Source organism: Marinobacter sp. NP-4(2019) (assembly GCF_003994855.1).
In the GTDB taxonomy this organism is placed as follows: domain Bacteria; phylum Pseudomonadota; class Gammaproteobacteria; order Pseudomonadales; family Oleiphilaceae; genus Marinobacter.
On the sequence record NZ_CP034142.1, the window covers coordinates 960154 to 980079 of the forward strand.

At 55.8% G+C, this 19926-nt stretch carries 15 protein-coding genes; 8 read left to right on the plus strand and 7 right to left on the minus strand.

The window, feature by feature from the left end; genetic code table 11:
• Positions 1-14 precede the first annotated feature (14 nt).
• Complete coding sequence (ptsP, locus tag EHN06_RS04355) at positions 15-2321, plus strand: phosphoenolpyruvate--protein phosphotransferase (protein WP_127330498.1); 2307 nt, start codon at positions 15-17, stop codon at positions 2319-2321.
• A gap of 99 nt (positions 2322-2420) precedes the next feature.
• Positions 2421-3665, plus strand: coding sequence for a patatin-like phospholipase family protein (locus tag EHN06_RS04360; RefSeq protein WP_127330500.1), 1245 nt, complete (start codon positions 2421-2423; stop codon positions 3663-3665).
• 149 nt (positions 3666-3814) lie between these two features.
• Here the strand turns inward: EHN06_RS04360 and hslU are convergent, their stop codons facing one another.
• The 6 genes from hslU to EHN06_RS04390 all read right to left on the minus strand — a co-directional run bounded on the left by hslU (position 3815) and on the right by EHN06_RS04390 (position 12385).
• On the minus strand, positions 3815-5143 hold the full coding sequence (gene hslU, locus EHN06_RS04365) for an ATP-dependent protease ATPase subunit HslU (RefSeq protein ID WP_127330502.1): 1329 nt from the start codon (positions 5141-5143) through the stop codon (positions 3815-3817).
• A 12-nt stretch (positions 5144-5155) separates the two neighbouring features.
• A complete protein-coding gene (gene hslV / locus EHN06_RS04370) occupies positions 5156-5686 on the minus strand; it encodes an ATP-dependent protease subunit HslV (protein ID WP_127330504.1) in 531 nt (176 codons plus the stop codon).
• A 114-nt stretch (positions 5687-5800) separates the two neighbouring features.
• A complete protein-coding gene (locus EHN06_RS04375) occupies positions 5801-6436 on the minus strand; it encodes an SPOR domain-containing protein (protein ID WP_127330506.1) in 636 nt (211 codons plus the stop codon).
• Positions 6437-6454: 18 nt separating this feature from the next.
• Entirely contained in the window at positions 6455-8140 is a 1686-nt protein-coding gene (gene argS, locus EHN06_RS04380; protein ID WP_127330508.1) for an arginine--tRNA ligase, read from the minus strand.
• Between the two features lie 152 nt (positions 8141-8292).
• A complete protein-coding gene (locus tag EHN06_RS04385) occupies positions 8293-9996 on the minus strand; it encodes a hypothetical protein (protein ID WP_127330510.1) in 1704 nt (567 codons plus the stop codon).
• 193 nt (positions 9997-10189) lie between these two features.
• Positions 10190-12385: a primosomal protein N' gene (locus tag EHN06_RS04390; RefSeq protein WP_228257408.1), complete on the minus strand. Its 2196-nt coding sequence runs from the start codon at positions 12383-12385 to the stop codon at positions 10190-10192.
• Between the two features lie 264 nt (positions 12386-12649).
• On the opposite strand from EHN06_RS04390, the gene rpmE reads away from it, so the two are divergent.
• Positions 12650-12871 carry a 50S ribosomal protein L31 gene (gene rpmE, locus EHN06_RS04395; RefSeq protein WP_127330514.1) on the plus strand — a complete coding sequence of 74 codons (222 nt, stop codon included), beginning with the start codon at positions 12650-12652 and terminating at the stop codon, positions 12869-12871.
• A gap of 229 nt (positions 12872-13100) precedes the next feature.
• Positions 13101-14366: a malic enzyme-like NAD(P)-binding protein gene (locus tag EHN06_RS04400; protein ID WP_127330516.1), complete on the plus strand. Its 1266-nt coding sequence runs from the start codon at positions 13101-13103 to the stop codon at positions 14364-14366.
• A 72-nt stretch (positions 14367-14438) separates the two neighbouring features.
• On the opposite strand, the gene EHN06_RS04405 is transcribed toward EHN06_RS04400, so the two are convergent.
• Entirely contained in the window at positions 14439-16940 is a 2502-nt protein-coding gene (locus EHN06_RS04405; protein WP_127330518.1) for a penicillin-binding protein 1A, read from the minus strand.
• A gap of 195 nt (positions 16941-17135) precedes the next feature.
• On the opposite strand from EHN06_RS04405, the gene EHN06_RS04410 reads away from it, so the two are divergent.
• Genes EHN06_RS04410 through EHN06_RS04425 form a run of 4 tightly spaced genes read left to right on the plus strand, consistent with a single transcriptional unit; the run spans position 17136 to position 19925 of the window.
• Positions 17136-18200: a pilus assembly protein PilM gene (locus EHN06_RS04410; protein ID WP_127330520.1), complete on the plus strand. Its 1065-nt coding sequence runs from the start codon at positions 17136-17138 to the stop codon at positions 18198-18200.
• Positions 18200-18763 (plus strand): PilN domain-containing protein, encoded by a 564-nt coding sequence (locus EHN06_RS04415; protein WP_127330522.1) that lies wholly within the window; start codon positions 18200-18202, stop codon positions 18761-18763. The genes EHN06_RS04410 and EHN06_RS04415 overlap by 1 nt, the downstream gene beginning before the upstream one ends.
• Positions 18763-19374: a type 4a pilus biogenesis protein PilO gene (locus EHN06_RS04420; RefSeq protein WP_127330524.1), complete on the plus strand. Its 612-nt coding sequence runs from the start codon at positions 18763-18765 to the stop codon at positions 19372-19374. Before EHN06_RS04415 ends, EHN06_RS04420 begins: the two co-directional genes overlap by 1 nt.
• Positions 19375-19376: 2 nt before the next feature.
• The gene (locus EHN06_RS04425) at positions 19377-19925 is read left to right on the plus strand and encodes a pilus assembly protein PilP (protein ID WP_127330526.1); all 549 of its coding nucleotides are present in this window, start codon (positions 19377-19379) and stop codon (positions 19923-19925) included.
• Position 19926: the final 1 nt, after the last annotated feature.

Below are 19926 nucleotides of genomic sequence, written 5' to 3' on the forward strand. Positions count from 1 at the left end.
GGGCTGAAACCGCCATGCTGAGCATACTGCGAAATCTGGTACAAGAGGTAAACAGCGCCCGCGACTTGCAGGAAGCGCTGGATATCATTGTATCGCGGGTGCAAAAGGCCATGGGGACCGAAGTCTGTTCCGTTTACTTGCTGGATCCTGCTACCAACCGCTACATCCTGATGGCGACGGAAGGTCTTTATCGTAAGGCGGTCGGACAGGTCAGCCTGGCCTATTCCGAAGGTCTTGTCGGGCTGGTTGGCTCCCGTGAAGAGCCGATTAATCTGGAAGATGCCCCTTCCCACCCCCGCTATCGTTATTTTCCTGAAACCGGTGAAGAGCGCTTCCGTTCTTTCCTCGGCGTGCCAATTATCCACCATCGTCGGGTTCTGGGTGTGCTGGTCGTACAGCAGCGGGAAAGCTCACGGTGTTTTGATGAAGGGGAAGAAGCTTTCCTTGTTACGGTTTCAGCGCAGTTGGCTGGTGTTATCGCGCACAGCGAAGCAACGGGTGCCATCAGCGGTTTGTCCCTCACGGGGGAAGAGGCCAGGGACGTCAGTTTCAATGGTGTGCCCGGCGCCCCGGGCGTTGCTATTGGCACAGGGGTAGTCGTCTATCCTGCAGCTGACCTCGACGTGGTGCCTGAAAAGCCGACAGACGATATAGATCTGGAGCTTGAGCTGTTTGCCGAGGCGGTTACCGCGGTCCGTGAAGACATCGAACGGGTCGCCAGCCGACTTGCTTCCCAGTTGCGTCCGGAAGAGCAGGCCCTGTTTGATGTATATCTGCGCATGCTGGGTGATGATGCCATGCCCGGCGAGGTCGCCAACAAGATCCGAGAAGGGTACTGGGCACAGGGAGCCCTGAAACAGGTGGTTCAGCAGTACGTGCGCCACTTTGAGATGATGGATGACCATTACCTTCAGGAGCGGGCCGTGGATATCCGCGACCTTGGTCGTCGTTTGCTGTCCCACCTCCAGGAGGGGGAGCAGAAAGACCAGGACTACCCGGAACGAACCGTGCTGGTGAGCGAAGAACTGACTCCTGCCATGTTGGGTGAGGTGCCCAAGGGGCAGTTGGTTGGGCTGGTGTCGGTCAAGGGGTCGAGTAACTCCCACGTCGCTATCCTGGCGCGTGCGATGGGAGTACCAACCGTTATGGGGCTGGTGGATATTCCGGTCAATCAGCTTGATGGTCGGGACCTCGTGGTTGACGGTTTTGAGGGTCAGATTTTCGCCTCGCCCTCTGACGAACTTCGGGCTTACTACCAGGAAATCTGTGACGAGGAAGACGAGCTGATCAAGGGGCTTGAGGTCCTGCGAGACAAGCCCTGCGAAACGACCGACGGTCATCGGGTGTCGTTACTCGTTAACACGGGGCTGATGACCGACGTCGTCCGTTCACTGAATCATGGCGCTGAAGGTATCGGTCTTTATCGCACCGAAGTGCCATTCATGATCAAGGATCGCTTCCCTTCTGAGCAGGAGCAGCGTGAGTATTACCGGGAGCAACTGGAGGCCTTTGCGCCGAGCCCGGTTACCATGCGCACGCTGGACATCGGTGGTGACAAGGCGCTGACCTATTTCCCGATTGAGGAAGAGAACCCCTTCCTGGGCTGGCGCGGCATTCGCGTTACTCTGGATCATCCAGAGATTTTCCTGGTGCAGGTCAGAGCTATGCTCAAGGCCAGCGAGGGTCTGAACAATCTGCAGATCATGCTGCCGATGATCAGCAATATTTCAGAAGTGGAAGAGTCGCTGCATCTGATTTACCGGGTTTATCATGAGGTCAGGGAAGAGGGTTACGAGATTCACATGCCCAAGGTCGGTGTCATGGTGGAAATTCCGGCAGCGGTCTACCAGATTCGCGAGCTGGCGGACCGGGTGGACTTCCTCTCGGTCGGCTCCAACGACCTGACCCAATACCTTCTGGCGGTGGACCGCAACAATCCCCGTGTTGCTCAGTTATATCATTCCTATCACCCGGCGGTACTGCAGGCTCTGGTTCGCATCGCCCAGGATGCCCATTCCGTTGGGAAACCGGTCGGTATTTGCGGTGAGTTGGCGGGTGACCCGGGTGGCGCCCTGTTGCTGATGGCCATGGGGTACGACTCCCTGTCCATGAACGCCGCCAGTTTGCCCAAGGTAAAGTCTGTCATTCGCAGTGTCAGCCGTGAGTGGGCAAGCCAACTTCTGGAAGATGTCCTGCTGCTGGATTCGCCACATGTTATCAAGAGTTGCGTGGACCTGGCGCTACGCAATGCCGGTTTCGGTCGTTACCTGCGCCCCAGCAGGACGACCCCGGTTGCCCTGGCAGAACAGGCGGCGTCATGAGCCATTGCCGCGTTCTGGTTAAATAATAGGGTGTAGACTCTAAAACCGGTTGTTACCTTATCGGCATTAAACGTATAAAAACCCGGAAGGGAAAGTTGTATGACGTCAGCGACCACTGATATCAAGCCCAGACCCCGCATCGGCCTTGCGCTGGGCGGCGGTGGTCCTTTGGGTGGGATCTATGAAATCGGTGCCCTGCGAGCGCTTGATGAGGCACTTGATGGGCTCGATTTCAATAATATTGACGTCTACGTGGGGGTCAACGCCGGTTCCTTTGCCGCTGCAAACCTGGCAAACCAGATGACCACAGCGCAGTTGTGCCGTATTTTTGTGCGCAACGAAGCCGAAGTGCATCCTTTCCATCCTGAGGTGTTTTATCGCCCGGCCCTCCGCGAGTTTGGCAGCCGACTGTTAGCGGTACCGGGATTGCTCACCACAGCGGTTCGTCGCTTCATCAATAATCCTTACGATCAAAGCCTGCTGGAGGCGATGACCATTCTCGCCCAGGCCGCACCTGCCGGACTGTTTGATAACGAAGGGCTGCATGAATATCTGAAACGGGCGTTCACCATGTTGGGGCGCACCAACGATTTCCGCCAACTCAAGCGCAGCCTCTACATTGTGGCGGCGGATGTCGAAAGCACCGACGCCGTCTGTTTTGGCGCACCAGGCTTTGACCATGTGCCGATTTCCCGTGCGATACAGGCCAGCATGTCCTCTCCTGGTCTCTATGTGCCAGTCAACATTGACGGCCGTTATTATGTGGATGGCACCCTGCGTAAGGGGCTTCACGCCTCGGTTGCGTTTGAGGATGGAGCCGATCTGGTGTTTGCGGTGAACCCCCAGGTGCCGATAGACGCCAGTGCGGCGGTCAGGGCAGGGACTATGAGACCGGGTGAGTTGACCCGGTCGGGTATGCCAAACCTGCTGTCCCAGATGTTCCGGACAATGGTTTATTCACGGATGCAGTCCGGTATTGCCCAATATGCACGAGATTATCCTGATAAGGATATCCTGCTGTTTGAGCCCACCCGCGACGATGCCAAGCTGTTTTTCTCCAATGTGTTCAGCTTCCAGTCCCGGCGTATGGTGTGTGAGCATGCCTACCAGATGACCCGTCGTGATCTGCTGGCCCGTGCGGACGAATTGGAGCCGAAGCTGGAGAAATACGGTATCAAGCTGCGCCGTGATCGTCTTGAGGACGAGCAGCGCACTATCAGTACCAGTCTTTATGGAGAAATGTTGCCATTGTACGTGGCGAAGGGGCGCAAGAAGCAGGCGCAGAAGGGCAAGCTGGCTACCGGGCTGGAGAATGTGACGCACCTGTTTTCACGGGCGGAGTAGAGAAGGGTAAGGTATGCTGGCATGTTGTTGGATTACGCTTTGCTAATCCAACCTACACGCATAGAGCGCACGTCTTACCCCTGGACCGCTTGCTATGCCCGTAGGTCGGATTAGGCAAAGCCGTAATCCGACACTATCGACTATCAATATCAGAGTATATACCGGCTCAGATCCTCATCCTCTGCCAGTTCCCCAAGCTTCTCATCCACGAACGCCGCCGTCACCTCAAAGCCGTCGGTAACCTGGTCACCCGCTTCGTACGATAGGCTTTCCAGCAGGCGTTCAAGCACGGTATGCAGGCGGCGCGCACCAATATTCTCGGTGGTCTCGTTCACTTTCCAGGCCACTTCCGCAATCCGGGTGATAGCGTCTTCCGCGAACGTCAGTTTCACGCCTTCCGTGCCCATCAGTGCCTCGTATTGTTGCACCAGAGAGGCGTCCGGCTCGGTCAGGATGCGCTTGAAGTCATCCGGGGTCAGTGCCTGCAGCTCAACCCGAATAGGGAGGCGACCCTGGAGTTCCGGAATCAGGTCCGATGGCTTGGACAGGTGAAATGCGCCAGAGGCAATAAACAGGATGTGATCCGTACGGATCGTGCCGTACTTGGTGCTGACAGTGCTGCCTTCGATCAACGGTAGCAGATCGCGCTGTACGCCTTCGCGGGAAACATCGGAAGACGTGTTCTCGGAGCGCTTGGCGACCTTGTCGATTTCATCGATAAACACGATCCCGTTCTGCTCCACAGACTGAACCGCCTTCTGCTTGATTTCTTCCTCATTTACCAGCTTTGCGGCTTCCTCGTCCTGAACCTGCTTCAGGGCATCGGCCACTTTCATTTTGCGGGTTTTACGTTTGTCGGAGGACATGTTGGAGAACATGCTTTGCAGCTGGCTGGTCATCTCTTCCATGCCTGGCGGTGCCATGATCTCAACACCCGGACCGCTGCTGCGAAGGTCGATTTCGATTTCCTTGTCATCCAGTTCGCCTTCCCGCAGTTTTTTGCGGAATAGCTGCCGCGTGGATGAATCCTCGGGGCGCTGACTGTCTTCGTTGAAATCCCGGGCCGGGGGCAGCAGAGCGTCCAGAATACGTTCTTCCGCCGCATCCAGCGCACGATGTTCATGGCGCTTCTTTTCTTTCTCGCGAAGCATTTTAACCGCCATGTCCGCCAGGTCGCGGATGATGGACTCCACATCGCGGCCCACATAACCCACTTCCGTAAACTTGGTGGCCTCTACCTTCAGGAAGGGAGCGTCGGCGAGCTTGGCCAGACGGCGGGCAATCTCGGTTTTACCCACGCCGGTGGGACCAATCATCAGGATGTTCTTGGGGGTAATTTCCTCGCGCAGGCTGCTGTCCAGCTGCATCCGACGCCAGCGATTCCGTAGGGCAATGGCAACCGCCCGCTTGGCTTCATCCTGACCTACGATGTGCTTGTTGAGTTCGTGAACGATCTCACGGGGAGTCATTGCAGACATGGTTGCTCCGAATCAGTCGTTGGCGGAAAGCACTTCAAGGGTGCGATTGTGGTTGGTGTAAATGCAGATGTCGGCCGCGATATCCAGGCCTTTTTCCACAATGTCACTGGCTTTCAGGTCGGTGTTTTCAAGCAGGGCACGCGCTGAGGCCTGTGCAAATGGGCCTCCGGAACCGATGGCAATCAGGCCCTGTTCCGGCTCGATGACGTCACCATTACCGGTAATGATCAGCGAAGCGGTTTTATCGGCGACTGCCAGAAGGGCTTCGAGCCGACGTAGCGCCCGGTCCGTTCGCCAGTCCTTGGCCAGCTCAACCGCTGCCCGTGTCAGGTTGCCCTGGTGCTTTTCCAGCTGGGCCTCGAATCGTTCGAACAAGGTGAATGCATCGGCGGTACCACCGGCGAATCCTGCCAGTACCTTGCCGTTATACAGGCGGCGAACCTTGCGTGCATTTCCTTTCATTACGGTGTTGCCCAGGGAAACCTGGCCATCGCCACCCATGGCGACTTCGTTGTCGCGCCTGACGGAAAGTATGGTAGTCATGTGGGCTCCAGTTGCCTGATAGAAAACGGTATTCAGCAGTTATGGAGGCGAGTGGTTTTTTTTCAAGGGCAGTGGGGCGGCAGGCTGACCGAGCTGTCATGCAAAGAGGGCCATTCAGCCCTCTTTGGGAATTTTCCGCACCAGCGGCTCAATGTTGATGGACACCAGCTTGTCGATGGCGGAATTCATCTGGCTGCGGGAATTGAATGGCCCGACGTTAACCCGGTACCAGGTGCTGCCGTTATCCAGGTCAATTCGCTGGACGTTGGCTCGCAGGCCCTGGAAGGCAATCTGTGCGCGCTGGCGTTCAGCATCCTTCTGGCTGCGAAACGAGCCAGACTGGACTAGGTACGTGAAATCTCGTTGTGCCGGGCCAGGCGTGTACTCCTCCACTTTGGGAGGCACTACTTCGCTCTCGGGGAGCATTTCATAAAAGCGGTACCGCTGCTTTTTTTCCTCGCCAGTGGCGGTTTCCTGCTCTTTGGTCGGTGGCGTCACCGGTACTGGCTCGCTGGTCTGCCGGGTGGGTTCCGGGGCGGGTAGTGAGTTGAGGTAAACAATAAAGCCAATAAAGCCACCAACGGCGGCCAGGGACAGAATCCACTTGAGAGACAGGCCGCCCTGTTGCGCGCGCGCAGGCGTCCGCCGCTCTGGCCGTGCCGGCTTGCTGCTCCTCTGGCTCCGTGTTGCCTTGTGGGGCGTGGCGGCTGCCTTGCCTTTAGGATTCTTGCGGGCATAGTCTCGGGACATATCCTGGCGCTTCCTGTCTTACATTTCTTCCGGGGCACTGACGCCCAGCAGATCCAGGCCATTGGCAATGACCTGGCGAACCGCCAGGTACAGGCTGATGCGAGCATCCCGGATGGCGGTATCCTCAATCAACACCTTATGGGCGTTGTAGTAGGTGTGGAACTGTCCTGCCAGATCCCTGAGGTAATGAGTCAGGTGATGCGGCTCCCGTTGGGCTGCGGAGTTGGCGATCAGTTGGGGATATTTTGCCAGCTGATTGGCCAATTCCTTCTCTTCGTCCAGGGTCAGCAGCGACAGGTCGCCCAGGCACTCGTTCCGGCCCCGTTCAACGCCTTCCTCGGCCAGCTTGCGCAGTACGCTGCAGATGCGAGCATGGGCATACTGAATGTAATAGACCGGGTTTTCATTGGTCTGGGAACGGGCCAGATCGATGTCGAAGGTCAATTGTGAATCCACACGACGAGCTGCGAGGAAGAAGCGGGTGGCGTCCCGCCCGACTTCGTCAATCAGGTCGCGCACAGTGACGTAGCTTCCGGCACGCTTTGAGATCTTAACTTCCTGCCCGGAGCGGGTAACCATCACCATTTGATGCAGGACATAATCCGGCCAACCTTTGGGAATGCCGGCGTTCAGTGCCTGCAGACCTGCCCGTACACGGGTGACAGTGGAGTGGTGGTCGGCACCCTGTTCGTTGATCACCGTGGTGAAGCCGCGCTGCCATTTGTCCAAATGGTAAGCCACGTCCGGCAGGAAATAGGTGTAACCACCATCCTTCTTGCGCATGACGCGGTCCTTGTCGTCACCGAATTCGGTGGTTTTCAGCCACATGGCGCCGTCGTGCTCGTAGGTATAGCCGTTTTCCTGCAGGCGTTGCACGATTGCTTCCACTTTACCGTCCTCGTACAGGGAAGACTCCAGGAAGTAAACGTCAAACTCGACGCCAAAGGCCTTGAGGTCAAGGTCCTGTTCCCGACGGAGGTAGGCCACGGCAAACTCGCGAATCGCGTCCATATCGTCCGGGTCGGCCTTGCCGGTAACTTCCCGGTCATCTGCTGTGACCGTTTCACCCGCAAGATATGCTTTGGCAACATCGATGATGTAATCACCACGATAGCCATCGGCAGGCCAGTTGTCATCGTCCGGTGTCAGCCCCTTCACCCGTGACTGTACTGACAGCGCGAGATTGTTGATCTGGGCCCCCGCGTCGTTGTAATAGAATTCCCGGGTGACGTCATACCCGTTGGCCTCCAACAGGCGACACAGGCAGTCACCAATGGCCGCGCCACGGCCATGGCCTACGTGCAGCGGCCCCGTGGGGTTGGCGGATACGAACTCCACCTGCACCTTTTCGCCCTGGCCGTTGCGGTTACGACCGAACTGATCTGCTTCTTCGAGAATGGTATTAACCACCTCAAAGGCGCTGGCGGTGCTCATGAAAAAGTTGATGAAACCGGGTCCGGCGATTTCCACCTTCTCTACGGCTGAACTCTCCGGAAGTCGCTCCACCAGGGCTTCCGCCAGCTGTCGCGGAGGGCAGCCTGCTGCCTTGGCCGCCACCAGGGCGATATTGCAGGCATAGTCACCATGGGATTTGTCCTTGGTGTTGCCCACCTGCGGAGTGAACGACTGGTCCGCTGGCAGGGTGCCTTCGGACTGCAGCGTGGCCAGTGCAGACTGGATCAGATCGGATACGGTCTCTTTCATGCTGTCGGATGACTCGGTTTACAAGAGAATTGGGATAAGGCGGGAAATCGCCTGTAATCGGAGGCGGGTATTATCGCGGAAAGACTTGAGGGACTCAAATTAATGCGAGGCACCTTCCTTGGGAGCCTCGCATTTGGTTAATGCTCGCCAATCTAGTCCGTGAAATCGATACGCTCGATAAACGGTGCGCCGGAGTAAGGTGCTGGAGGCGTAACCGTGACCGTCACTTTTCCCGTGGAGGGGGTGTCGTCAGCTTCCAATTCAGCGCATATTTCTACGGGAACTTCCTGATACTTGCTGGTTGTGCTGAAGGACGTCGGTTCCAGAAGGGTTCCGTTGGACGTCTCGAACGCGACATTGGTACCGCCAGGGGGCGGGCCCTCGACCAGTGTGCCGGTGCTGTCATTGAAGATGCCAGCGATTTCCACACACACAGCTCCTGGGCCTGCAGGCTCAGCTGTGAGGAAGGTAATTTGGATGTCATCGCTGGCAATGAAAAGCCGGGCAGTTTCCGAAATCTCAAGCAAGTCAGTTGAACAGGTTGCCTCAGTCAGGCAGGCCGTACCATTGTAAATGCCATTCGGGGCATCGTATTGGTCATTGCTGTTGTAATCAAAATAGGGCTCATCACCGTCCCTGCTTCCATTCAGATTCTTGTCGAGGAAGGCTTCGCCACGATCATCCCTGGCAACGTCAAAGTTGTCATTGCTATCATCATATTTTCCGTCGCTATTGAGGTCTTCGAAGCTTTCTTCTCCAACCGTCCTCGCAAGGATTAAAACTGTCCCGCTATCAGGTCGGGGGTCCTGGCTTCTCCATTCAATTGTGCACGCACCGTCCTGAATGGTGCATTCGCTTTGAACAGACCCGCCATTAGTAAGGAAGTTGACTACCGCATTGTCGACACGGTTATTGTTGCGATCGGCAGCTCTGATTGTGATTGGAACCTCAACCCCATCATAGTTGCGAGCATTGGGTAAAAAGGTATCTTCAACGGATATTGAGAAGCTGTCCTGGTCGGGAATGCTGGAACTAATCGAAATTGGGTCGGAGGTAGTTTGTAGTGTTTCCCCGGTATCAAGCTCAACAGTGGCAACGACACTGACGACGGTTGGAACAGAGCCGGAATTAACTCTAGTCGTGACTTCCCCGCTGGAATTTACACCCGCTTCTGTGTGTGAGAGTGATATGCCACCGACGGTCGTAGTCAAAGCGAAAGATACAGTTATTTCACCATCTACAATTGGGTTACCGCTCTTGTCATCAAGCCGGAATGTCACATCCGAAACGCTTCCTCTTGAGCTATCTGATGATCCGCTTAAGGCAATAGAGTCTGGATCGACACTCACAAAATTGAGTGAGCCAGCTTCTGGGGATGCAATGTTCAGTGTTGTTATGGCCGATGCTCCATTCGGGAGTCTGGCTGTTACCGTATCACTGCCTGAACAGTTGGCTTCATAGGTCGTACTAACGCTGCCCGAACTTGTAGTGACTTCGGAGTCGAAAACGGAAGTTTCGCAAGTGGATGTTATAGATATGGTTGTGGGTTCGGCATTGAAGATACTGTTGCCGGCGGCCGCATCAACTACGTTGAACTCAAGGCGCGTTGAGCCGCCTGATGACAGTTGGGTTGCGGAGGCCTGAATGCGGCCCGACTGGAAATTTGATTCGGTCCCCGTACCTAGCTCAAGGCTGACAGACGTTTCTGAAGTTGTATCCTCCTCCGTAGAGTTGCTTCCGCCACTATTATTGTTTCCCGTGCCTGCCAACGAAGATGAACTATCGTCACCCCCGCATGCTGCCAAAACCAGCGCCAGCGACAACGCCGACGCACGTGCAAGGAAATTCCCTGACATCTGTTTTCTCCCTTAGTCCGTGTTGTGATTATTAAGCGTTCCTTACGGCAGGTTCTCTCCATGAGAACCGCATAGATGATTTTGTCACCTAATGTAATGTTGATAGATTGTCAGGATATTAGCACAGGAATCGAGAGGTTACGGCGGAGTTGGCCGGCGAAATGTAAAATGATGTCATATTTGTGGCCGATTCTCAGCCAGTTTCCTGAGGGTCCACATCAATCATCCATTTCACACCCGAGGGTAGTTTTTGCTGGTCCAGGCTCTGGCATAGATGGCTCAGAACATGATTCAGTCGCTTTCGATTGTCGCAGCAGAGCACCAGCTGGGCTCGGTGGCGGTCGGCGCGCCTGGCAATCAGAGCGGGTAGTGGTCCCCAGGTCTCAATGCCAGGCACGCTGTTGGCTTGGGGCTTGATCATGTCCAGTAGTTCCAGGCTTTTGGCCATGGTATCTGCCTCGGCCCTGAATATGGCCATGGCGCGGAACGGGGGAAACTGCCCGGTTTCCCGTTCCGTCAGCAATTGATCGGCCAGTGTGAGGTACTGCCCCTGACGTAACGATTTCAGTATGGGGTGATCGCTGTGGCATGTCTGGACCAATACCTGTCCGGATTTTTCACCACGGCCGGCGCGACCACTCACCTGCAGTAGCGTCTGGATGAGCTGTTCCGGGGCGCGAAAATCCACACTGAACAGGCCGCCGTCGGCGTTGACCACGACCACCAGGGTAACGTTCGGAAAGTCATGGCCCTTGGCGAGCATCTGGGTGCCTACCAGCACGCAGGGCTCCCCGGTATTCACCTTTTTCAGAATGCCCTGGATGCTGCCCTTGCGCTGGGTGCTGTCTCTGTCCACTCGAACCACCGGCGTATCGGGGAAAGCTGAAGCCAATATGTCCTCGGTTCTTTCCGTGCCTTGCCCAACGGGTTTGAACGCCTCACTGCGGCATTTGGGACAGTGCTCGGTGGCAGCTGCCTGATAATCGCAGTGGTGGCAGCGCATGGCGCGGTCCCGCCGATGGTAGGTCAGGCGCGTGTCGCAACGAGGGCATTCCACCATATGGCCGCAGTCGAAGCACATCATGACTGGCGCAAAACCACGCCTGTTGACGAATACCAGCGCCTGCTGCCCATCGGCCAGGCATTGTTTGATCGCCTGTATCGCGGGACGTGACAGACCGCCTTCCAGCGGGCGACTGCGAATATCCAGGAGGTCGATGGTGGGCGGCTTTGCATTACCCGCCCGCTCTTCAAGCCTGATCAGGTGGTATTTCCCGGTCAAAGCGTTCTGGTAGGACTCAAGGGATGGCGTGGCCGAGCCAAGGATGACCGGGCACTGATTCAAGTGCGCACGGTATACTGCCATGTCCCGCCCGGAATAACGAAAGCCTTCCCCCTGCTTGTAGGAGCTATCGTGTTCCTCGTCCACAACAATCGTTTGCAGTCTGGTAAAGGGCAGTAAAACGGCGGATCGGGTGCCGATGAGGATAACAGGCTCGCCATTGCGGATTTTCAGCCAGGTCGACAGGCGCTTGCCGTCATTAAGTGCTGAGTGCCAGACGACAATGCGGTTGCCGAAGTAGCGCTGGAATCTGGCCACAGTCTGAGGTGTAAGGTTGATTTCAGGTACCAACACCAGTGCTTGGGCTGAGGCGCTTAACTGCTGCTTCAGATAGTGAAGGTACAGTTCGGTTTTGCCGCTTCCGGTAATCCCGTATAAAAGAGAAGCGCTGAAGCCGTCGCTGGGGCAGGGGATCTGGTCTGCGGCCAGCTGTTGGGCGGGTGAGAGAAGTGGCCCCGGCTGCTCACCTCCCACGTCGGCGTTGCCAGGGTTATCCCCGGCCTCTGCGGCTACAGTTTCCTCTATGAGTTCCTTTTTCTGTAACGTCCTGATTTGCTCTCGGGTGAAACCGGCGGCTGTCAGGTTTGAGGTACTTGTGCCCTTTGGGTGCTTCTGTAGCCATGCCAGCAGTGCTCTCTGTCGATGAGCGTTGCCAGCGAGTGCTTCAGGGCCAGCGATGGCTTTCCACCAGGTATCCCGTTTTTCTGATGCTGGCCTGCCACGGCGCAGGGCCGGGGGTAGGGCGGTAAACAGACATTCCCCGAGCGGGTGCTGATAGTAGTCCGATGCCCAGGTCAACAACTGAAAGGTTTCGGTGGGTAATGCGGGCCAGGGTTCATGGGCTGAGTGAACGGGTTTCAGGGTGATGCCCCGGGGTGGTTTCACGCCGGTTTCGACAACAAGGCCGGTTGCGGATTGCCTGCCAAACGGGATGCTCACGCGTTGGCCCGGTGTAAGCGTGAGGTTCTCGGGAATCAGGTAGTCAAAGAGCCGCCTCAAAGGTCGGTTGAGGGCTATGCGCGCGGTTAACGGGGGGCGCTCCCGCACACTGGAACTCCGCTGTAGTGAGGCTGTCACGGTATTTGCGTATCCTTGGTTTTGCCTGCGCGCAGGCCCGGGCGATGAATCAGGCTGATTGCCCCCGGGGTTGGGACTTGCCTGCCGTAGCGTTTGCAAGTAAGATTCGCGGTCTGTTTCCGGCAGGGCATGATTGTGCCCCGTCTTCTCAATTGATTCAAACATGCGGTGCCTGGCGCCTGGAGTGAAGAAGCTCCCGTGATCAGGTGGCGGCATGACCGACAGAGGTTCGCCATGAAAGAAGGTATCCACCCCAAGTACGAAGACATCACCGCTACCTGTTCCTGCGGTAATGTCATCAAGACCCGTTCCACCATCGGGCATGATCTGCAATTGGATGTTTGCTCCCAGTGCCATCCGTTTTATACCGGCAAGCAGAAAGTCATGGATACCGGTGGTCGTATCGACCGTTTCCAGAAGCGTTTCGGCGGCCGCATCGGTGGCAAGAAGGGCTGATTCAAGCTTTCGACACAGAAAAAGCGCCTGCAACGGCGCTTTTTTTGTGTCTGGGCTTCCTCAGCGGGCCTGTCAGTCTTCATCTATACGCAGTTTGCCCTATTGACTGTTCAGTAATTGCGCAACCGGCCCTTGTTTGATGTGAACCTTCGCGCCATAATGGCGCGCTCCGCTGGGACGGGTCCCGGCGGTTTATTACCTCTTAAACGTGACAAACGGAACAGTGGCAATGTCTCAAGATCTGAAAGAAGCAGCCCTTGAATATCACGCCAAGCCGCGGCCTGGTAAGCTGAGTGTTGAAATCACCAAGGCGACCCAGACCTCCCGCGACCTTTCCCTGGCGTACAGCCCCGGGGTTGCCGAACCGGTCCGCGAGATCGCGAAGGACCCCGAGAACGCATACAAATACACTGCCAAGGGTAACCTGGTGGCCGTTATTTCCGACGGTTCCGCCATTCTTGGTCTGGGTAACCTCGGTCCCCTGGCGAGCAAGCCGGTAATGGAAGGCAAAGGCGTACTGTTCAAGCGCTTTGCTGGTATTGACGTCTTTGATATCGAGGTCGATTCCGAAAGCCCCCAGGCGTTTATTGAAACGGTAGAGCGTATTGCCGATACCTTCGGTGGTATCAACCTGGAAGACATCAAGGCGCCGGAGTGTTTCGAAATCGAGCGTGCTCTGATCGAGAAGTGCAATGTGCCAATCTTCCACGATGATCAGCACGGCACCGCAATTGTAACTGCGGCCGGTATGCTCAACGCTCTCGAGCTTCAGGGTAAGAAGATTGAAGAAGCAAAAGTGGTGTGCCTGGGTGCCGGTGCTGCTGCGATTGCCTGCATGAAGCTGCTGATCAGCTGCGGTATTCGCTCTGAAAACATCTTCATGCTCGACCGCAAGGGTGTGATCCACTCTGGTCGTGATGATCTGAATCAGTACAAGGCGATGTTCGCCAACGATACTGACCGTCGTACCCTTGACGACGCAATCGATGGTGCGGATGTCTTCCTGGGGCTGTCTGGCCCGGATCTGCTGAGTGCGGATCAGTTGAAGAAGATGGCGCCGAACCCGATTGTATTCGCCTGCTCCAACCCGGATCCGGAAATCAGCCCGGAAGTTGCCCTGGCAACCCGTGATGACCTGATCATGGCAACCGGTCGTTCGGATTATCCGAACCAGGTGAACAACGTGCTGGGTTTCCCGTTCATTTTCCGTGGTGCTCTGGACGTACGTGCCACTGCCATCAATGAGGAAATGAAGGTTGCAGCGGTTCACGCGATTCGTGAGCTGGCGAAAGAGCCGGTGCCGCAGGAAATCTGTGAAGCATACGATGTGGCAACCTTTGAGTTTGGTAGGGAGTACATCATTCCCAAACCAATGGACGTGCGTCTGCTGGAAGTGGTTCCGGCTGCGGTTGCGCGCGCAGCGGTGGATTCCGGTGTCGCTCGCAACCCGTACCCCTCTCACTACCCGCTGACGTCGATGGAAGACATTCAGTAGGTTCTTGGTTAGTGACTGAGCACAAAAAAACCGGCGGTGATCCCGCCGGTTTTTTTGTGGATGAGTGACAGCTCAGAATATCTGGCGGGACAGGTCGTCACCGTTGCCATTGTCACCGTTGCCGGACGCCTCCCGCGGGTCCAGGGGCGGTGGGGCATCCTCTTCCTTGAAGAGTTCGAATATACCGTCCTGGCCAGGGCGGGCGCGTTTTCCCGTTTCCGGGTCAATGCGTACGTTGACGAGCCCGTTGGGGCGCGGCATATGTGATGAGGGGGTGCCTTCAAGGGCAACCTCCATGTAGTCCATCCAGATTGGCAGCGCGGTGCTGGCGCCAAACTCGCGGCGGCCAAGGGGGGCGGGTTGATCGAAGCCAACCCAGGCAGTAGTGGCGATGTCATGGTTGAAACCGGAAAACCAGGTATCCCTTTGCTCATTGGTTGTGCCGGTTTTGCCTGCTATATCGCTACGCCCCAATGCCAGGGCCCGGCGCCCTGTTCCTCTGGTAATGACATCCTTCAGAATGGAATGCATGAGGTAGACGCTTCGTTCATCCGCCAGGCGGCGGGCAACTATTACTGAGCGATCCTGCTCGTCGAGTTTGCTGGCATTCTCTTCCATTTCCTTATTATCAAAGTCGTTGCAGTCACTGTCACAGAGAATGACCTCTGGCGCGCTAAAGAGTACTTCGCTGTTAACGTCAGAGATGCTTTGGATCAGAAATGGCTGAACGTCATAGCCACCGTTGGCGATCACGGCGTAGCCCCTGGCGACTTCCATAGGGGTTAGCAGGCCGCTTCCCAGAGAAAGGGAGAGGTCTTTTTGCATATCTGCGGTCGGTATCTTGAGTTGCTCCAGGTAGTCCAGCGTGGACTGGATGCCCAGATCACGTAGCAGTCGAACGGATACCAGGTTTCTTGATTGGTACAGCGCCTTTCTCAGGCGGGTGGGCCCTTCAAACCGCCCCGAGGAGTTTTCCGGACGCCATGATGTTCCCAGTTGTTCGTCGTCAAACACGATGGGCGCATCGTTGTAGATTGTAGCTGGCGTCATACCGCGCTCCAGGGCGGCAAGATAGAGGAACGGTTTGAAGTTGGAGCCGGGCTGTCTTTTCGCCTGGAGGGCGCGGTTGTATTTGCTTTGGCTGAAACTGTAGCCGCCCGCGAGCGCTTCGATGGCACCGGTATCCGCATCAAGGGAAATCAGCGCGCCTTCCGCCCGTGGGATTTGAGCCAGTCCCACTGTTCGGATGTCGATCGTGTTGATCTGACTGTCGGCTTCATCTGCCGCGGATGAGTCGTCATCCATGGTGTCGAGGGCGGGGTCAGCGGAGGGTTTGACGTAGACAACATCGCCGATGCCGACAACGTCCGATGGTTTCTCCGGTTTCGGGCCGGTCAGGTTTTCTGTTTTATAGCGTCTGGCCCAGGTCATGGTCTCAAAAGGCATGATTGTCTTGCCAAGGGTGCGTGCAAAGACTTCGACTTCGCCCTCTTCGTCGCTGATCCGAGTCACAACGGCCGGAATCAGAGCCTCAACTCGCGGGTAGTTTGCAATCAGCTCCTCCAGGTTTTCGGGCTGGAGTTCCGCTTCGTCAATCTGCCCGATCGGACCGCGGAAACCATGTCTCCGGTCGTAAGCCTCCAGGCCATTGCGCAGGGCCAGGGTGGCCTGCTGCTGTTTTTTGCTGTCGACGGTCAGGGTGACCTTGTAGCCATCGGTGTACGCCTTGTCACCGAACCGCTGAACCATCTCTGTTCTGGCCATTTCGGCAACAAAGTCCGCGTCCACCTCGGTGTCGGCGGCATTGTAGCTGGCGGTCAGGGGGGCGGAAGCTGCAAGGGTGTAGGCGTCTTCCGTGATGTAACCCAGATCCCTCATGCGGCCCAGAATCCAGTTGCGTCGAATTTGCGCTCGTTCGGGGTTGGCCAGGGGGTTATAGGCCGACGGTGCTTTGGGCAGTCCGGCCAGCATGGCCATCTGGGCCAGTGACAGGTCGGTGACCGGTTTGTCGTAGTAAACCTGTGCGGCAGCTGCGATACCGTAGGCGCGATTACCAAGGTAAATCTTGTTCAGGTAGAGTTCGAGAATGCGCTCCTTGCTCAGTTCACGTTCTATCTGAAGTGCCAGGAGTATCTCATTGAACTTTCGTATAAAGGTCCGGTCACGTGACAAAAAGTAATTTTTTGCAACCTGCATTGTGATGGTACTGCCTCCAGACTGGATCTCGCCGGTGGAGACCAGTTCGATGGCAGCCCGCATCAGGCCTTTGAAGTCGACTCCGAAATGCTCGTAGAAACGGGCGTCTTCAGCCGCCATAAAGGCATGTAACTGAATTGTAGGGATCTGTTCGATTGTGACCGGTGCCCTTCTCTTTTCACCGAATTCTGCTATTAATCTGTTGTCTGCGCTGTAGACCCTCAGCGGTGTCTGCAACTTGATATCAAGAAGTTGATCCACGGGAGGAAGCCCGGGGCGCAGATAGAGATAGAAGCCTGACGCTACGATTGTAGAAAGGCTGAGTCCGGTGATAAATAACCAGGCAAACAGGCGGGATGTACGCAACAAATGAGACATTTTTTTCTGACAACTGTTGGATATAGGTCTATCATTTGAGAAATTGCTTTAGGAAGGATGAGTCGCTTCACTGTCGCAATGTCTCTCAATTTAAGAAGAACTCGCATTGTAGACGGAAAACTGAAGAAATTCTCTTAAATAAAAAACACATAAGTTACGTAACCGGGTGCATGTAACCAGGTATAGGGTGAGCGCGTGTTCGGATTGTTTGGAAAAAAATCCAGTGCCGTCTTGGGTGTGGACATCAGCTCCAGTTCAGTCAAGCTGTTGGAACTCTCAAAGAACGGAGACCGATACAAGGTCGAAAGTTACGCAGTGGAGCCTTTGCCGGCTAACGCTGTTGTTGAAAAAAATATCACAGATGTGGAAGCGGTCGGCGAAGTCCTCAAGCGCGTCGCCTCCAAATCCCGCACCGGCGTGAAGCAGGTCGCTGTTGCTGTGTCGGGTTCTGCCGTCATAACCAAGGTTATTCAGATGGACGGCGGCCTTAATGAGTTTGAAATGGAAGACCAGATCGCGCTGGAGGCGGATCAGTATATTCCGTACCCTCTGGACGAAGTCGCTATCGATTTTGAGGTGCAGGGACCCTCCGAAACCAATCCTGATCAGGTCGATGTGCTCCTGGCGGCATGCCGTAAGGAAAACGTCGACATCCGTGAAGACGCGTTGGAGATTGCGTCACTCACCACCAAGGTTGTTGATGTCGAGGCCTACGCACTTGAGCGGGCCTACACCTTGATTGAGCCTCAATTGGACTCCCAGGGGGAGGAATTGGTTGTGGCCATCGTCGACATCGGCGCCACTATGACCACCCTGAGTGTTCTGGCTGACGGCAGGACGGTCTATACCCGTGAACAGATTTTCGGCGGCAAGCAGTTGACCGAGGAGATCCAGCGTCGCTATGGCTTGTCTGTGGAAGAGGCCGGGCTCGCCAAGAAACAGGGGGGATTACCGGATGACTACGAGTCCGAAGTGCTGACCCCCTTCCGGGAGGCCGTCGTGCAGCAAGTGGCCAGGGCACTCCAGTTCTTCTTTGGTGCAAGTCAGTACAATGCGGTGGATTACGTGATTCTGGCCGGTGGTACTGCGTCGATACAGGGCCTGACAGAAATGGTCGAAGAGAAAACGGGAACGCCGACTCTGGTTGCCAACCCATTTTCCGATATGTCCGTAGGCTCCAGGGTCAACGCGTCAGCGCTTGCGAGTGATGCGCCCTCGTTGATGATTGCATGTGGGCTGGCGATGAGGAGCTTTGACTGATGGCAAAGATTAACCTCAGACCATGGCGTGAAGAGCTTCGGGCCGAAAAGCAGAAACAGTTTGTCGTGATGATACTGGGTGCCGCCATTGTGGCTGCGGGCCTGGCGTTTCTCTGGAAAACGGATATGGACAACCGGATTGCCTATCAGCAGTCACGCAACGCCTATATCGAAACCGCGACCAAGGAACTGGATAAGCAGATCAAGGAAATTGAGAACCTGAAACGCAAGCGTGATGAACTGCTGTCGCGTATGCAGGTGATCCAGGATCTCCAGGGCAAGCGACCGGTTATTGTGCGAGTGTTTGACGAGCTGGTGCGGACATTGCCCGATGGGCTCTACTATACCGATCTCAAGAAGACCGGTGACCGGGTTGATATCGTTGGTATGGCCGAATCCAACAGTCGGATTTCGACCCTGATGCGGCGCTTTGATGAGTCGGACTGGTTTACCAATCCAAACCTGTCAAATGTCTCTGCGGCGGACAATCGTCGAGCCGGTTACAGCCAGTTCAACCTGTCGGTTCAGCAACAAACTCCAGAGCCCGAAGGGGAGGATAAGTAATGAGCCTCGCGGACTCACTCAAAAGTCTTAACGAATTTGATATCAACGATCTTGATGTCAACAACGCGGGTATCTGGCCGGCACCGGTAAAAGCAATCGTTGTCCTGATTGTCTTTGGCCTGATACTGGGCGGCGGCTACTGGTTCTTCATTAAGGATCAGTATGGGCAGCTGGAACGTGTTGAGCGTACCGAGCAGGAATTAAGGAAGAAATACGAAGACAAGGCCTACCAGGTGGCGAACCTTGATGTCTTCAGGGCGCAGATGGAAGAAATGGAGGAAACCTTTGGGGCGTTGGTGCGGCAGTTGCCCAGTGAAACCGAGGTGCCGGGGTTGCTGGAGGATATTACCAACACTGCGCTGGGCAGTGGTCTTGCATTGCAGGAGGTTAAGCTCCAACCCGAACAGCGTCGTGATTTCTATTCGGAGTTGCCGATTAACATCCGTGTGTCGGGCTCCTACCATGAGCTGGCTTCGTTTGTCAGTAGTGTGGCCAGTTTGCCGCGGATTGTGACGCTGCACGATTTAACCATTAAACCAACTGGCGGGGACGGTGAGCGACTTGATATGCAGGTTGTTGCCCGTACCTATCGCTACCGGGCTGGAGAATGAGCATGGCAGGACAGCATGCGGGAAAGGCCTGGCTGGGTATTTGTCTGGTATCCCTTTTGACGGCTTGTTCCCAGGGAAATGGTTTCTCTGATCTTGACAAATTCATGGCTGATACCAGAGCCAAGCCAAGAGGTCACGTTGAACCTTTGCCGGAGTTCAAGGCATACGAAGCATTCAGTTACTCGGCTGCGGACAGGCGGGCGCCGTTTGAGCCCCCCATTGATGTGCAGTTGACGATGGTTGATAACGAGCCGGTGAGTGATGTTGAGCCGGACCTCGATCGCCCGCGTGAGGTGCTCGAGAACTTCGACCTGAAAAGTCTGAATATGGTGGGTACCCTGACAGATGCCTCTGGTGGCCTTTTCGCGTTGATTCGCGATAGCGAAGGCGGTGTGCACCGGGTGCGTTCCGGAAATTACATGGGTCAGAATTACGGCAGGATTGTCGGAATCAGCCAAACTCGAGTTGAACTGATTGAAATCGTTCCCAATGGCCGGGGTGGATGGGTTGAACGTCCTCGTACCCTGTCTCTTGAAGAAGACGAAGGCTAAG

Excerpts from the sequence above, each read along its gene's own strand:
- ptsP (WP_127330498.1), top strand. The coding sequence starts at position 15 with ATGCTGAGCATACTGCGAAATCTGGTACAAGAGGTAAACAGCGCCCGC.
- EHN06_RS04360 (WP_127330500.1), top strand. The coding sequence starts at position 2,421 with ATGACGTCAGCGACCACTGATATCAAGCCCAGACCCCGCATCGGCCTT.
- hslU (WP_127330502.1), bottom strand. The coding sequence starts at position 5,143 with ATGTCTGCAATGACTCCCCGTGAGATCGTTCACGAACTCAACAAGCAC.
- hslV (WP_127330504.1), bottom strand. The coding sequence starts at position 5,686 with ATGACTACCATACTTTCCGTCAGGCGCGACAACGAAGTCGCCATGGGT.
- EHN06_RS04375 (WP_127330506.1), bottom strand. The coding sequence starts at position 6,436 with ATGTCCCGAGACTATGCCCGCAAGAATCCTAAAGGCAAGGCAGCCGCC.
- argS (WP_127330508.1), bottom strand. The coding sequence starts at position 8,140 with ATGAAAGAGACCGTATCCGATCTGATCCAGTCTGCACTGGCCACGCTG.
- EHN06_RS04385 (WP_127330510.1), bottom strand. The coding sequence starts at position 9,996 with ATGTCAGGGAATTTCCTTGCACGTGCGTCGGCGTTGTCGCTGGCGCTG.
- rpmE (WP_127330514.1), top strand. The coding sequence starts at position 12,650 with ATGAAAGAAGGTATCCACCCCAAGTACGAAGACATCACCGCTACCTGT.
- EHN06_RS04400 (WP_127330516.1), top strand. The coding sequence starts at position 13,101 with ATGTCTCAAGATCTGAAAGAAGCAGCCCTTGAATATCACGCCAAGCCG.
- EHN06_RS04405 (WP_127330518.1), bottom strand. The coding sequence starts at position 16,940 with ATGTCTCATTTGTTGCGTACATCCCGCCTGTTTGCCTGGTTATTTATC.
- EHN06_RS04415 (WP_127330522.1), top strand. The coding sequence starts at position 18,200 with ATGGCAAAGATTAACCTCAGACCATGGCGTGAAGAGCTTCGGGCCGAA.
- EHN06_RS04420 (WP_127330524.1), top strand. The coding sequence starts at position 18,763 with ATGAGCCTCGCGGACTCACTCAAAAGTCTTAACGAATTTGATATCAAC.
- EHN06_RS04425 (WP_127330526.1), top strand. The coding sequence starts at position 19,377 with ATGGCAGGACAGCATGCGGGAAAGGCCTGGCTGGGTATTTGTCTGGTA.